At 72.0% G+C, this 13,507-nt stretch carries 9 protein-coding genes; 7 read left to right on the forward strand and 2 right to left on the reverse strand.

The window, feature by feature from the left end; all coding sequences use genetic code 11:
* The first annotated feature begins 4 nt into the window (after window positions 1–4).
* Complete coding sequence (locus tag ACZ6TV_RS15240) at window positions 5–913, forward strand: hypothetical protein (protein ID WP_465297994.1); 909 nt, start codon at window positions 5–7, stop codon at window positions 911–913.
* Here ACZ6TV_RS15240 and ACZ6TV_RS15245 read toward each other — a convergent pair.
* Window positions 837–2,972 (reverse strand): LamG-like jellyroll fold domain-containing protein, encoded by a 2,136-nt coding sequence (locus tag ACZ6TV_RS15245; protein WP_465297771.1) that lies wholly within the window; start codon window positions 2,970–2,972, stop codon window positions 837–839. The genes ACZ6TV_RS15240 and ACZ6TV_RS15245 overlap by 77 nt on opposite strands.
* Window positions 2,972–3,562 (reverse strand): hypothetical protein, encoded by a 591-nt coding sequence (locus ACZ6TV_RS15250; protein WP_465297772.1) that lies wholly within the window; start codon window positions 3,560–3,562, stop codon window positions 2,972–2,974. The genes ACZ6TV_RS15245 and ACZ6TV_RS15250 overlap by 1 nt, the downstream gene beginning before the upstream one ends.
* Before the next feature lie 85 nt (window positions 3,563–3,647).
* Here ACZ6TV_RS15250 and ACZ6TV_RS15255 point away from each other — a divergent pair, with 85 nt between their 5' ends.
* The 6 genes from ACZ6TV_RS15255 (at window position 3,648) to fabG (ending at window position 12,983) form a co-directional block, all read left to right on the forward strand.
* A complete protein-coding gene (locus ACZ6TV_RS15255; protein ID WP_465297773.1) occupies window positions 3,648–7,319 on the forward strand; it encodes a signal peptidase I in 3,672 nt (1,223 codons plus the stop codon).
* 144 nt (window positions 7,320–7,463) lie between these two features.
* Entirely contained in the window at window positions 7,464–8,723 is a 1,260-nt protein-coding gene (locus tag ACZ6TV_RS15260; RefSeq protein ID WP_465297774.1) for an aminotransferase class I/II-fold pyridoxal phosphate-dependent enzyme, read from the forward strand.
* Window positions 8,723–10,069 carry an MFS transporter gene (locus ACZ6TV_RS15265; RefSeq protein ID WP_465297775.1) on the forward strand — a complete coding sequence of 449 codons (1,347 nt, stop codon included), beginning with the start codon at window positions 8,723–8,725 and terminating at the stop codon, window positions 10,067–10,069. Before ACZ6TV_RS15260 ends, ACZ6TV_RS15265 begins: the two co-directional genes overlap by 1 nt.
* Before the next feature lie 607 nt (window positions 10,070–10,676).
* Window positions 10,677–11,066: a YybH family protein gene (locus ACZ6TV_RS15270; protein WP_465297776.1), complete on the forward strand. Its 390-nt coding sequence runs from the start codon at window positions 10,677–10,679 to the stop codon at window positions 11,064–11,066.
* 22 nt (window positions 11,067–11,088) lie between these two features.
* Window positions 11,089–12,249, forward strand: a complete 1,161-nt coding sequence (locus tag ACZ6TV_RS15275) for a thiolase family protein (protein WP_465297777.1) — start codon at window positions 11,089–11,091, stop codon at window positions 12,247–12,249.
* Between the two features lie 2 nt (window positions 12,250–12,251).
* The gene (fabG, locus tag ACZ6TV_RS15280; RefSeq protein ID WP_465297778.1) at window positions 12,252–12,983 is read left to right on the forward strand and encodes a 3-oxoacyl-ACP reductase FabG; all 732 of its coding nucleotides are present in this window, start codon (window positions 12,252–12,254) and stop codon (window positions 12,981–12,983) included.
* The last annotated feature ends 524 nt before the right edge of the window (window positions 12,984–13,507 follow it).

Below are 13,507 nucleotides of genomic sequence, written 5' to 3' on the forward strand. Positions count from 1 at the left end.
CGCGATGATCGCTGCCTACGGGGTGGCCAACCTGCTGCAGTCCGTGGCCGCCGCCCGCACCGACCTGCACCACGGCTTCCACCCGATGCTGCTGCTGCGCCTGGGCCGGCACAAGTCGTATCTCGTCGGGGTGGCCTGCCAGTTCGGCGGCTTCGCCCTCGCCTTCTTCGCCCGGCGCGACCTGCCGCTGTTCCTGGTGCAGTCGGCGATGGCCGCCGGCCTCGGCGTCACCGCCCTGCTCGGCGTGCTCATCCTCAAGTGGAAGCTGCCCCGGGCCGAGCTCGCCCTGCTGGTCATGCTCGCGTTCGGCATCGCCGCGCTGGTGCTGGCGGCGAAGCCCGCGCCGTCGCGGCAGCTCGGCACCGCGGGCGTGGTCGGCCTGGTCGTCGTCCTCGGCGCGATCGCGGTCGTCGGCTTCTTCGCCGGCCGGCTGCACGGCGCACCCGGATCCGTGGCGCTCGGCGCACTGTCCGGCGTGGCCTTCGGCGCGGCGGCGGTCGCGTCGCGGCCCCTCGCCTCCGCCGACAACCTCGGGCAGTTCTTCACCGACCCGCTGTCCTACCTGCTGATCGCCCACTCGCTCGTCGGCCAGCTGCTGCTCGGCCTGGCGATGCAGCGCGGCTCGACCACCGCCGCGGTCGCCGCCATGGACGCGGCCGGCGCGGTCCCCGCCGCCCTGGTCGGCCTGCTGTTCCTCGGCGACGGCGTCTGGCCCGGCCGGGAGTGGCTGGTGGCGGCCGGCTTCGTGGTCACCCTCGGCAGCGTCATCGGGCTGAGCTTCTACGCCGAGCCGCAGCACCACCACCAGATCACCCGCGAGACGAAGACCCTCGTGCTCAGTGGTTCGCGTGGAAGTGCCAGGCGAGCTGCTGCTCGCTCAGTTGTGCCGCATACACCGCCGGCTCGTCGATGACCCCGGTGAAGTAGTCGTTCGCCGGCCGGTTGCCGAAGCCGGCGAGACCGACCCCGCCGACGCGCCAGTAGCCGGTGAAGCTCGACGCCGCGGTGTAGGCGGCGTTGCTCGCCACCAGCGCGCCGTCGGCGTAGAGCCGCAGCCCGGCGGCCCCGACGCTCGCGGCGACGTGATGCCAGGCGCCGTCGTTGTAGGTCGTCCCGGCGGGTGAGCGCACGGTCACGAACGAGCCCGGGTAGATCCCGAAGGTCAGCCGGCCGCCGGAGTCGACGTAGAGCACCCGGTCGGGGGTCCCGCCGGCGCCGTTCTGGGTGCTGCCGAAGCCGATCACCACACCGCCCGCCCAGGTGCGGATCCACGCCTCGACCGTGAGCGGGCCGGGGTTGGCGGCGGTGGCGTTCGACGACAGGTTGGTGACCCCGCGGTACCCGGCCGCGGTGCTCGACGACTGGCCCTGCTGGGCGCCCTGCAGCGCGCCGGGCAGCCCGACGGTCATCGGGTTCGGCACCACGCCCGGCCCCGGGTCCACCGTGCCGTTGGCGAACAGCGCGGCGACGTCCGAGGCGTTGAGCGCCCGGGCGTAGAGCCGCACGTCGTCGACCGCGCCGCTGAACGCCCCGCCGTAGGCCGCCGCCGTGGTGCGCAGCCGGCCGGCCTGCAGCGCGCCGGCGGCGTTCCAGCGCACGGTGTGGGTGCCGCTGCCGGCGAGGGCGCTGTCGACGTACAGCTTCATCGCCGACATCCCGTCGTAGACGCCGACCAGGTGCACCCACGTGCCGGTGCTCACCGCGGCGGTCGCGGAGGCCGCGTCCACCGCAGGCGACAGGGTGTCGGTCTGGGTGAGCGCGAACGTCCACTTCCCGCTCGCGTTGATCCCGAGCGTCGCGCCGACCGCGTTGGTGCCGTTGATACTGATCACGGACGTGTTGGCGGTCGCCGCCGACGCCTTCGCCCAGGCGGAGAAGCTGACCGCGACGTCGGTGCGCACGCCGGGCGCGGTGCCCGCCACGACGCCGTTCGCGGTGCCGTCGAGGGTGACCGCGTTGCCGTGGCCGGCAGGGCCGGTGGTCCAGGAGGCGCCGGAGCCGAGGGTGCCGGTGTTGCTCGTGGTGCCGGAGTCGGCGGTGGTGGTGCCGGTGCCCTCGTCGAGGTTCCAGTGGGTCGTCTCGCCGTTGCCGTACACGGCGGCGACCTGACCGGCGTTGAGCGCCCGCCGGTAGGTCCGCACGTCGTCGATCCGCCCGTCGAACGCGTCGGTCCAGCCGCCGTTCCACTGGCTGCGGCCCACCTGCAGGGCGCCGGTCGCGTCGAAGAGCGTGGTGTGCGTGCTGGTGCTGTTCTCCAGCACCCCGTTGACGTACAGCTGCAGCGCGCCGCCGACGGTGAACACGACCGCCAGGTGCACCCAGGTGCCGGTGGCGGGGACCGTGGTCGAGGTCGCCGACTCGCTGGTCGGGTTGGTGCCGTCGTTCCGCGGCATGATGACCCGCCACTTCGCCACGCTGCTCTCGTACTTGATGATGAACCCGCTGCTGGTCGCCCCGGCCTGGCTGAGCACGGCGCGGTGCTGGCCGAACGAGTTCGGGTAGGCCCAGGCCATCACGGTGAAGCTCTGGTCGGTGCGGACCGCGGGCAGGCTGCCGGCGGCGTAGCTGGTGGTGGCGTTGCCGGTGAACGACATCGCCGAGTGCGCGCCGTCCCGGCCGGTCGCCCAGCCGGCGGCCGGGCCGAGCGTCGCCCGGTTAGCCGAGCCGGAGAGGTCCTCCACGGTGCTGCCGGCGTTCTCGTCCGCCGGCCACCAGGTGGAGGCGCCCTGCACCGGGGCCTGGTAGGTGCCGGGGTGCGCCGCGGCGGACGAGTCGGCGGCGGTGGTCGTGGTGTCCTCGCCGCGCCAGTACGCCCACGGCGTGTCGCCCGTCACCGCCGCCGGGTACGTCTGGAACGTCGCCGCGGACCCGAAGGTGCTCCCGCCGTTCTGGGTGGCGGCCGTGAACGCCGCGTTGGCGCTGACCGGGACGATCAGCGCCAGCAGGGCGAGCAGCAGCACCACACGGGTCATCAGGTGTTCTGGGCTTCCCAGGTGAACGTGGCGGACGCGGTCAGGCCGTTGGCCGCGTTGTTGTCCTGCAGCTGCCACCTGAACTGGTAGGTCTTCGTCGCGTTCTGGGTCGCCCCCCAGCCGCTGACCCCGGTGGCGTAGGAGTTGCTGGCGGTGTTGAAGGCGGCCAGGGTCTTCGTGGTGTCGGCCATGCCGATGGGGTTGTAGTCGTTGGCCGAGGACACGAAGTCGGAGCAGTCCGCGGCGTTGCCGGTGCCCTCGTTGACCTGCAGGGTCAGGTAGCCCGCCAGGCCGGTGCCGGTCAGGTCGGCGTTCTTGAGGTAGAGGCGCACGTTGGCCGCGAGGCTGCCGGTGTACGTGATCTTCACGCACGCGGTGCCGGTGCTGCCCGGCTTCGCCCCGGACACGTTGAACATCGCGGTCGCGGGCGCGTTGGTGCCGAACGAGACCGACCCGGCGGCCCACGCGTCGGCCCCGTCGGTCGTGGTCGCGGAGAACGCCGCGAAGGACGCCTGCCATACGAACACGCCCGCCACGGTGAGGCCGACCGGGACTGCGGCCAGCGGCGTCAATCTGGACAGGATTGCCATGACGGGAACACTGCGCCCACAGGGTTGCCGTTCAAGGCGGCGAACAGGTTCAGTGCGGTGATCGGCTGCCGATGAGCACAAGGTCGTGCTGGAGCTGCTCAGGATCGCCGTGCGGGGCGTTGCCGCCGCCACGCTGGCCTGCGTCGGTGCCCTGCTGACCGCCACGCTCGCGCCGCTGGTGTTCGGCTGGGACAGCCAGGTCGTGCTGACCGGCTCGATGCGGCCCGGCATCGCCCCGGGCGACCTGGTGGTGTCCGCCCCGGTGGCGCCCGGGCAGGTCCGGGCGGGGCAGGTCGTCGTGGTCGAGGACCCGGCGCGGCCCGGCAGGCTGCTCGTGCACCGCGTCGTGCGCCGCAACGCCGACGGCACCTTCACCACCAAGGGCGACGCCAACGCGTCGGAGGATTCGGCGGCGGTACCGGCGGCGAACCTGCGCGGCCTGGCCCGGCTGCGGGTGCCGAAGGTGGGGCTGCCGGCGCTGTGGTTGCGCGAGGGGCGCCTGGTGCCGGTCCTCGCGGTGCTCGCGGCGCTGGCCGCCCTCGGCCGGCTCGCGAAGGCCGGCGCCCGGCGTTCCCGGCATGAACGCGGCCGCCGGAAGGGGCGGCGCCGTCGGCCGTTCGGCCGACCCGTCCGGCAACTCAGCCGACCCGACCCGCACCCCGGTATTTGTTCAGACCATCCTCCGCCGACCGATCTGGTCAGTCGCGGGGAGATCCGAACCGTGGATCCGGCACAGGCGAGCGGGATGGAGGCGGGGGACTTGGTGACACGCCAGCTCAGCACCTGGTTCGCGGCCTGGATGGCGCTGCTCACCGTGGCGTTCTACCTGTGGCCCGGTCAGCACATGCTCTGGTGGGGCGCGATCGGCATGTCCAGCACCGCCGGTGTCGTCGTCGGCGTGCTCGTGCACCGCCCGCGCAAGCGCTGGCCGTGGTATCTGCTGGCCGCGGCGCTGTTCGCGTTCGGCGCCGGCGACTTCCTCTACAACCTGCTCACCGACGTGTTCGGGATGGCGAACCCGTTCCCGTCGTTCTCCGACGTGCTGTACCTGGCGATGTACCCCCTCGTCGCCGGCGGCCTGCTCGGCTTCATCCGGTCCCGGACCGGGCGGCACGACCGCGACAGCCTGCTCGACGCGACCACGCTCACCATCGGGCTGGCGCTGCTGTCCTGGATCTTCCTGATCGACCCGTACGTGCGCAGCACCGAGCTGACGCTCGTGCAGAAGCTGGTGTCCATCGCGTACCCCCTCGGCGACGTGCTCACCCTGGCGGTGTTCGCGCGGCTGATCACCGGCGGCGGCCGCCGCAGCCCGTCGATCGTGATCCTGGGCGTCGGCACCGCCGGGCTGCTCGTCGCCGACGTCGTGTACGGCCTCATCCAGCTCAACGGCGACTGGCACGTCGGCGGCCCCACCGACCTCGGCTGGGTGCTCTGCTACGCCGGCTGGGCCGCGGCCGCCCTGCACCCGTCGATGGTCGAGCTGACGGAGCCCGCCAGGTCGCAGGCGTCCGACGTCGGGGTGCGCCGCATCGCGCTGCTCGGCGCGGCCTCGCTGATCGCGCCCGGCGTGCTGCTGGTCGAGGCGAGCCTCGGCACGGTCCGCGACGCGGCCGTCATCGCCGTCATGTCCGGCGTCATGTTCGTGCTGGTGCTCGCCCGCCTCGCCGGCGTGATGGGCAACCACCGCCAGTCCATGTCCCGCGAGCGGGAGCTGCGCGAGGCGACCACCACGCTGGTGTCGGCCGCCGACACCGCCGAGGCCCTCGCCGCGGTGCGGCACGCGGTCGACCGGCTGCTGCCGGACGGCGTCGTGCACACCGTCACGCTGGTGCGCGCCGAGCGGGCCGAGGAGCCGGGCCTGGTCCGCGTGTCCGGGCTCGACCCCGACACCCGGGAGCTGCTGCGCGCGTACAGCTCGGCGCTGCGCCACCCGATGGGCGTCGAGGGCGACATGCTGTACGTCGGCGCGCCGACCGAGACGCTGCAGGCGCTGCAGACCACGTTCGAGGTGCTCGCCTCCCAGGCCGCGATGGCCATGGAGCGCATGACGCTGACCGCCGAGGTCAACCGGCGCAACAGCGAGGCTTACTTCCGGACCCTGATCCACAACACGTCTGACGTGATCCTCATCGTCGACGAGCACGACCTCATCCAGTACGCGAGCCCGTCGGCGGGCACCGTGTTCGGCGACGAGCGGCTCGCCGGCTTCGAGCTCTGGGAGTTCGTGGCCGCCGACGAGCGGTCCCGCCTCGCGGAGCTGCTCTCCCAGGTCCGCGGCGGGCTGCACACGCACAACCAGATCGACCTGCGCGCCGAGCGCGTCGACGGCGCGGGCCTGATGGTCGAGGTCGACTGCCGGGACCTGCGCGACGACCAGACCGTCGGCGGGCTGGTGCTCACCGTACGGGACGTGACCGAGCGCCGGCAGCTGGAGGAGCAGCTGATCCGCCAGGCGTTCCACGACGCGCTGACGGGCCTGGCGAACCGGGTGCTGTTCCAGGACCGGGTCGAGCAGTCCGTCGCCCGCGCGAAGCGGGACCAGGGGCTGGTCGGGGTCCTCTTCATCGACCTCGACGACTTCAAGATCGTCAACGACACGCTCGGCCACGCCGTCGGCGACGCGCTGCTGGTCGCGGTCGGCGAGCGGATCACCGCGGCGCTGCGCGCCACCGACACGGTCGCCCGGCTCGGCGGCGACGAGTTCGCCGCGCTGATCGAGGCCGACTCGATGCCCGACCTGGAGCTCGCGGCGGAGCGGATCGTCCTCGCGCTCGGCGAGGCGTTCGAGATCGGCGGCCAGGACGTCAACGGCATCTGCAGCGTCGGGCTGTCCACGACCGTCGACGCGAACTCCGCCGAGGAGCTCATGCGCCAGGCCGACCTCGCGCTGTACGTGGCGAAGGGCGCCGGCAAGGGCCAGTGGCGGCGGTACCAGTCGGACCTGCACACGGCCGTGCTCGAACGCCTGGAGCTGCGCGCCGCGCTCGACCAGGCGGTCAAGGAGCAGCAGTTCGTGCTGCAGTACCAGCCGATCGTCGACCTGGACACCGGGGCGCCGCTGGGCTTCGAGGCGCTCGTGCGCTGGAACCACCCGACCAGGGGCATGATCGCGCCCGGCCACTTCATCGAGGTGGCCGAGGAGAGCGGCCTGATCGTGCCGATGGGGCGGATGGTGCTGCAACAGGCGCTCAACACGGTGGGCCGCTGGCAACGCTCCACGGCGCCCGGGGCGCTGCGGTACATCAGCGTCAACGTGTCCGTCCGGCAGTTCCGCACCCCGGGCTTCGTCGAGGAGGTCAGGCAGCTGCTGCGGGCCTCCGGGGTGGAGCCGGGCACGCTGTTGCTGGAGATCACCGAGAGCCTGCTGCTGCGCAACGACGAGCAGGTCAGGGCCGACTTCGACGCGCTGCGGGCGATGGGGGTCCGGCTGGCGATCGACGACTTCGGCACGGGCTATTCGTCGCTGTCGTACCTGCAGCACATGCCGATCGACGTGCTCAAGATCGACAAGTCGTTCATCGACGACATGCTCGAGTCCAAGCAGCAACGGGCGGTCGTCACCGCGATCGTCACCCTCGCCCAGACGCTCGACCTGGCGGTCGTCGCCGAGGGCGTCGAGGAGTCCGCGCAGGCGGTCGCCCTGCGCGACATGGGTTGCCCGTACGGCCAGGGCTACCTCTTCGCGAAGCCGTTGTCCGAACCGGACGCCTTCGCCCTGATCCCCAAAGCGGCACCCTTCGCCGCGATGGCCTGAACCACCGACGCCTGAACCACCGACGCCTGAACCACCGACGGTGGCCCGTGTCACCCAACCGGACCGCAACCCGACCGGACCGGATGACGCACCAATTGCCCGTTGCAATGGATTGCGACACCCCTTCTATGAAAGGCAGGACGAATGACCGTCAGCCCGCTGCACAGCACCGAGGCCAGCTACATCCGCCGTGACGGGCGCTGGGCCGACCTGGAGCGCCTGCGCACGAGCAGCCCGATGTACGACGCCACGATCGAGGAGATCGCCGGCCGCCGGATCCGGGTCGGCCAGCACTGGCTGTCGGACTTCGCGTCGTGCAACTACCTCGGTTTCGACCTCGAGCCGGAGATCATGGACGCGGTCGACCCGTACATCCGCACCTGGGGCACGCACCCCAGCTGGTCGCGGCTGCTGGGCAACCCGAAGCCCTACGTCGAGATCGAGGAGCGCCTCACCGAGCTGCTCGGCGCGCCCGACACGCTGCTGCTGCCGACGATCACCCACATCCACATGTCGGTCATCCCGATCCTCGCCGGCCAGGGCATGATCTTCCTGGACTCGCAGTCGCACAAGACGATCTACGACGGCTGCATGTACGCCAAGGGCCTCGGCGCGACCGTCACCCGCTTCCGCGCCAACGACCCGGAGCACCTCGCGGAGCTGCTCGCGGCCGCCCCGGCCGGGGTCGCCAAGCTGGTCGCGATGGACGGCGTCAACTCGATGACCGGCCTCGCCCCGGACCTGGCCCGCTTCGCGCAGGTCTGCCGCGAGCACGACGCGCTGCTCTACGTCGACGAGGCGCACGGCTTCGGCGTCATCGGCGAGCGCACCCCGGACGAGACCTCGCCCTACGGCTCGCGCGGCAACGCGATCGTCAAGTACGCCGGCGAGACCTACGACAACATCGTGCTGGTCGGCGGCTTCTCCAAGTCGTACTCGTCGCTGATGGCGTTCCTGGCGCTGCCGACGTGGCTGAAGAACCACCTCAAGGTCGCCGCGCCGCCGTACCTGTACTCGGGCCCGTCGCCGACGGCGTCGCTCGCCACGGTCATGGCCGGCCTCGACGTCAACGAGAAGCGCGGCGACGAGATCCGCGCCGACCTGTACCGCAAGACGATGCACGTGCTCGACCACGTCCGGGCGCTCAACCTGTACACGCCGAACACCGGCACCACGCCGATCATCGAGCTGCCCCTCGCCGAGGGTGAGGACATCGCGAAGGTCGGGCAGTACCTGTGGGACCGGGAGATCTACGTGACCCTGGCCGCCTACCCGCTGGTCCCCCGTGACCAGGTCGGCTTCCGGGTGCAGGTGACCGCCGCGAACACGTACGAGGAGCTCGACCAGCTCAACGTCGTGCTCACCGACCTCGCCGGCCGCGGGCAGCTGCGGACCGCGGGCTGATGTCCAAGCATCGCGCTCCGCGCGAGCGGTCCGGAGCGGAGCGGAGGAGCCGCTCGCCATGGGCACAGTCTCCGGCTCACGCTGCCGGCGCGAAGCGGCGGCGGCGGGAGCTTCCGGGTCTGCTCGTCCCTCTCCGCGAGCGGGAGTTCCGCCTGCTGTGGACGGGGATGAGCAGCTCGCTGATCGGCGACGGCATCCTGCTCGTCGCGCTGGCCTGGCAGGTGTACGCGCTGTCGGGCGCGCCCGCGGCGATGTCCGTCGTCGGGTTCGCCCTCTCGCTGCCCCAGGTCGCCACGCTGCTGTTCGGCGGGGTGATCAGCGACCGGTTCGACCGGCGGAAGATCATGCTGTGCACCGACCTGGTGCGGGGCGCGGTGCTCACCGTCCTGACCGTGCTCAGCCTGACCGGCGTCGTTCAGGTCTGGCACATCGTCGCGCTGGTGGCGGTCTACGGGGCCGCCTCGGGCTTCTTCGGCCCGGCGTTCGACTCGATCGTGCCGCAGCTCGTGCCGGAGAAGGACCTGGTCCAGGCGAACGCGCTGGACCAGTTCGTCCGGCCGGCGGCGCTGCAGATGGCCGGACCCTCGATCGGCGGCATCCTGATCGCGATCGGGGGTAGCGGACTGGCGTTCGCGCTGGACGCGGTCACGTTCGCCGTCTCCGCCACCTGCCTGTGGCTGATGCGGCCGGTCACGTCCGCGCAGGAGGCCCAGGAGGAGGCCGGCTCGGTCTGGGAGGAGTTCAAGGAGGGGATGAACTACGTGCGCCGCAACGTGTGGCTGTGGGGCACCTTCCTCGCCGCGACCTTCGCCTACCTGCTCTTCATCGGCCCGACCGAGGTGCTGCTGCCGTTCGTGGTGAAGAACGAGCTGCACGGCACCGCGGGAGATCTCGGCCTGGTCCTGGCCAGCGGCGGCATCGGCGCCATCGCGGCCGCCCTGATCGTCGGCCAGCGGGGCGTGCCCAACAAGTACATGCCCTTCATCTACGTCACCTGGACCCTTGCCACCCTCGCCGTCGCGGGCTACGGCATGGCGACCGCCTCCTGGCACCTCGCCATCGCCTGCGCCCTGGTCAACGGCCTGGAGGCGGCCGGCACGATCGCCTGGGCGACGGCGAAGCAGAAGCTCGTGCCGGAGGAGATGCTCGGCCGGGTGTCCAGCGTCGACTGGTTCATCTCGATCTCCCTGGTGCCGCTGTCCTACGCCCTCGCCGCCCCGGTCGCCTCGGCCATCGGCGTGCAGAACACCCTGGTCGGCGCGGGCGTCCTCGGCGCGGTCGTGACCTTCGCCTTCCTCTTCCTGCCGGGCATGCGCTCGCCGCGACAACTGGTGGTTTCGGCATGAGCGGCCAGCGGAGCGGCTCGGGCCGCTCATCATGTGACAGCTTCTGGCTCAGGCCGACGCCTGGAGCGCAGCGGAAGGTGGCGGCATGAGCGGCCAGCGGAGCGGCTCGGGCCGCTCATCATGTGACAGCCCTGGCTCAGGCCGACGCCGGAGCGCAGCGGAGGTGGCGGCATGAGCGGCCAGCGGAGCGGCTCGGGCCGCTCATCATGTGACAGCTTCTGGCTCAGGCCGACGCCTGGAGCGCAGCGGAAGGTGGCGGCATGAGCGGCCAGCGGAGCGGCTCGGGCCGCTCATCATGTGACAGCCCTGGCTCAGGCCGACGCCGGAGCGCAGCGGAGGTGGCGGCATGAGTGGCCAGCGCAGCGACTCGGGCCGCTCATCATGTGACAGCTTCTGGCTCAGGCCGACGCCTGGAGCGCAGCGGAAGGTGGCGGCATGAGCGGCCAGCGCAGCGACTCGGGCCGCTCATCATGTGACAGCCCTGGCTCAGGCCGACGCCGGAGCGCAGCGGAGGTGGCGGCATGAGCGGCCAGCGCAGCGACTCGGGCCGCGAATCATATGACAGCCCTGGCTCAGGCCGACGCCGGAGCGCAGCGGAGGTGGCGGCATGAGTGATCCGATCGAGATGGTGGACAGGCTGGGGATGGCCTTCCTGTCGCAGGATGTCGCCGGTGTACTGGCGTGCTACGTGCCCGACGACGACATCACGTACGTGGGCAGCGAGGCGGGCGAGTCGGCCACCGGGCGGACCGAGGTCGAGAAGCTCTTCCAGGAGCTCTTCACCCGGCCGGAGTCCTACAGCTGGCAGGCGACCGCGGCGACAGTGCACACGGTGCCGGGCGGCGCGTTCGTCCTGGCCGAGGCGGACGGGTTCGAGCACCTGCCGGACGGGTCGGTCACCCCGTTCCCGTACCGCGTCACGGGCCTGCTGTCCCGCCGCGCCTCCGGCATCTGGCTGTGGCGGGCCGTCCAGGGAGCGGAGCCTACAACTGCCTGACTAACAGTGTTAGTTTAAGGGCATGCGTGCCGTCTACTTCGCCGCCGCGCGGCGGACCCCCATCGGGAAGCTGCGCGGCGGCCTCAGCCATGTCCGCCCCGACGACCTCGCCGCCACCGTGATCCGGACCCTGGTCGAGGGCATCGACCCGGCCCGCGTCGACGAGGTCTACTGGGGCGCTGCCAACCAGGCCGGCGAGGACAACCGCAACGTCGCCCGGATGGCCGTCCTGCTCGCCGGGCTGCCCGACTCGGTGCCCGGCGCCACCGTCAACCGGCTCTGCGCGTCGGGCATGGAGGCGGTCACCGTCGCCGCCCGGACCATCGCCGCCGGGGAGGCCGACGTCGTCGTCGCCGGCGGGTCCGAGTCGATGAGCCGGGCGCCGTTCGTGCTCCCCCGCCCCGACGACGGCCTGCCTCATGTTCTCGCGCTCGCCGACACCCGGCTCGGCTGGCGGCTGACCAACCCGGCCATGCAGGACCTGCACGGCGTGCTCAGCATGGGTGAGACCGCGGAGGAGGTCGCCGCCCGCCACGGCGTGACCCGCGAGCGGCAGGACGCGTTCGCGCTGCGCAGCCACCAGCTCGCCGCCGCCGCCCGGGACGCCGGCCACTTCGCCGACGAGATCGTTCCGGTCGGCGACGTCACTGTTGACGAGGGCATCCGCGCCGACACGAGCCTGGCGAAGCTCGGCAACCTCAAACCGGTCTTCAAGGCGGGCGGCACCGTCACCGCCGGCAACTCCTCCCCGCTCAACGACGGCGCCGCCGGCCTGCTCCTGGCCAGCGAGGACGCGCTGCGCGACCTCGGGCTGGAGCCGCTCGGCCGGTACGTCGCCGGCGCCTCCGCGGGCGTGCACCCCGACGTGATGGGCATCGGCCCCGTCCCCGCCACCGCCCGGGTCCTCGCCCGCAGCGGCTGGAAGCTCGGCGACGTGCAGTCCGCCGAGCTCAACGAGGCCTTCGCCGCGCAGGCACTCGCCGTCACCGACCAGCTCGGGCTCGACCCCGCACTGGTGAACCCCTCCGGCGGGGCGATCGCGCTCGGCCACCCCCTGGGCTGCTCCGGCGCCCGCATCCTGACCACCCTGCTGCACCGCATGCGCCGCACCGGCGCCACCCGCGGCCTCGCCACCATGTGCGTCGGCGTTGGGCAGGGCTCCGCCGTCCTCGTCGAAAGGTGACCATGTCCAGATTCGCCGGCAAGACCGCCGTCGTCACCGGCGCGGCCCAGGGCATCGGGCTCGCCACCGCACAACTGCTCGCCTCGCAGGGCGCGACGGTCGCCCTGCTCGACCTCGACGCCGGCCGCGTCCCCGGCGGCGTCGGAACGGCGTACAGCTGCGACGTCACCGACCAGAGCGCCGTCGACCGCACGTTCGACGCCGTCGTCGAGGACCTCGGCTCCCTCGACATCCTCGTCAACAACGCCGGCATCACCCGCGACAACCTGCTGTTCAAAATGCCGGCCCAGGAGTGGGAGTCGGTGCTCACCACCAACCTGACCAGCATGTTCCTGTGCTGCCAGGCCGCGCAGCGGCACATGGTGCCGGCCCGCTCCGGCCGGATCGTCAACCTCAGCAGCCGCTCCGCGCTGGGCGCCCGCGGCCAGGTCAACTACGCCGCGGCGAAGGCCGGTGTCCAGGGCCTCACCGCGACCCTGGCGATCGAGCTCGGCCCCTTCGGCATCACCGTCAACGCCGTCGCACCCGGGTACATCGCCACCGCGATGACCGCCGCCACCGCCACCCGCGTCGGCAGCACCCCGGAGGACCACCAGAAGGAGGTCGCCGCACGCACCCCGCTGCGCCGGGTCGGCCGCCCCGAGGAGGTGGCCTCCGTCATCGCCTTCCTGGCCAGCGACGAAGCCTCCTACGTCTCCGGCCAAACCCTCTACGTCAACGGCGGCGCCCGCTAGAAGAACTGTTACCCGCTGTTTCCCGCTGTGTCGCCTTCGGCGATGGGCTCGCTGCCCCACGCTCCGCGCTGGTGCTGTTACCCGCTGTGTCGCCTTCGGCGATTGGCTCGCTGCCCCACGCTCCGCGCGGGTCCCGCCGGGGGGATTCTCACCCCCGGACCCCCCAATGCGCCGCTGCGCGACGCACTGCCAGCGCGCAGAGCGCGCGGCAGCTTCCTACGCATCCGCGTGCCATCCCCGGTGGCTCGCCGCCGCGTTTCCCATGATCCGGAAGACTTTTGGTCGCCAGGGCGACGAAATCTCTTCCGGATCATGGGTTTCACCGCTGGCCGCTGGCCGCCGGCTGGGCTGGGTGGGTTCCGTGATCCGGAAGACCTTGTGCACCCCTGGCTACACAAACCCTTCCGGATCATGAGGAAAGGGCGCGACGGGCCGGCCGTCAAGAGTCGACCGGTCGCAGACACTGCGGTCGGCGGTGGCCGACGTCCGCGGGGCGCACCCTGGCGCTGGTGGGCCTTCGCGGG

Source organism: Dactylosporangium sp. NPDC051087 (assembly GCF_055586325.1).

What these genes read in the sequence shown, in the direction of transcription:
- ACZ6TV_RS15240 (WP_465297994.1), top strand. Translation starts at nt 5, where the DNA reads ATGATCGCTGCCTACGGGGTGGCCAACCTGCTGCAGTCCGTGGCCGCC.
- ACZ6TV_RS15245 (WP_465297771.1), bottom strand. Translation starts at nt 2,972, where the DNA reads ATGACCCGTGTGGTGCTGCTGCTCGCCCTGCTGGCGCTGATCGTCCCG.
- ACZ6TV_RS15250 (WP_465297772.1), bottom strand. Translation starts at nt 3,562, where the DNA reads ATGGCAATCCTGTCCAGATTGACGCCGCTGGCCGCAGTCCCGGTCGGC.
- ACZ6TV_RS15260 (WP_465297774.1), top strand. Translation starts at nt 7,464, where the DNA reads ATGACCGTCAGCCCGCTGCACAGCACCGAGGCCAGCTACATCCGCCGT.
- ACZ6TV_RS15265 (WP_465297775.1), top strand. Translation starts at nt 8,723, where the DNA reads ATGTCCAAGCATCGCGCTCCGCGCGAGCGGTCCGGAGCGGAGCGGAGG.
- ACZ6TV_RS15270 (WP_465297776.1), top strand. Translation starts at nt 10,677, where the DNA reads ATGAGTGATCCGATCGAGATGGTGGACAGGCTGGGGATGGCCTTCCTG.
- ACZ6TV_RS15275 (WP_465297777.1), top strand. Translation starts at nt 11,089, where the DNA reads ATGCGTGCCGTCTACTTCGCCGCCGCGCGGCGGACCCCCATCGGGAAG.
- fabG (WP_465297778.1), top strand. Translation starts at nt 12,252, where the DNA reads ATGTCCAGATTCGCCGGCAAGACCGCCGTCGTCACCGGCGCGGCCCAG.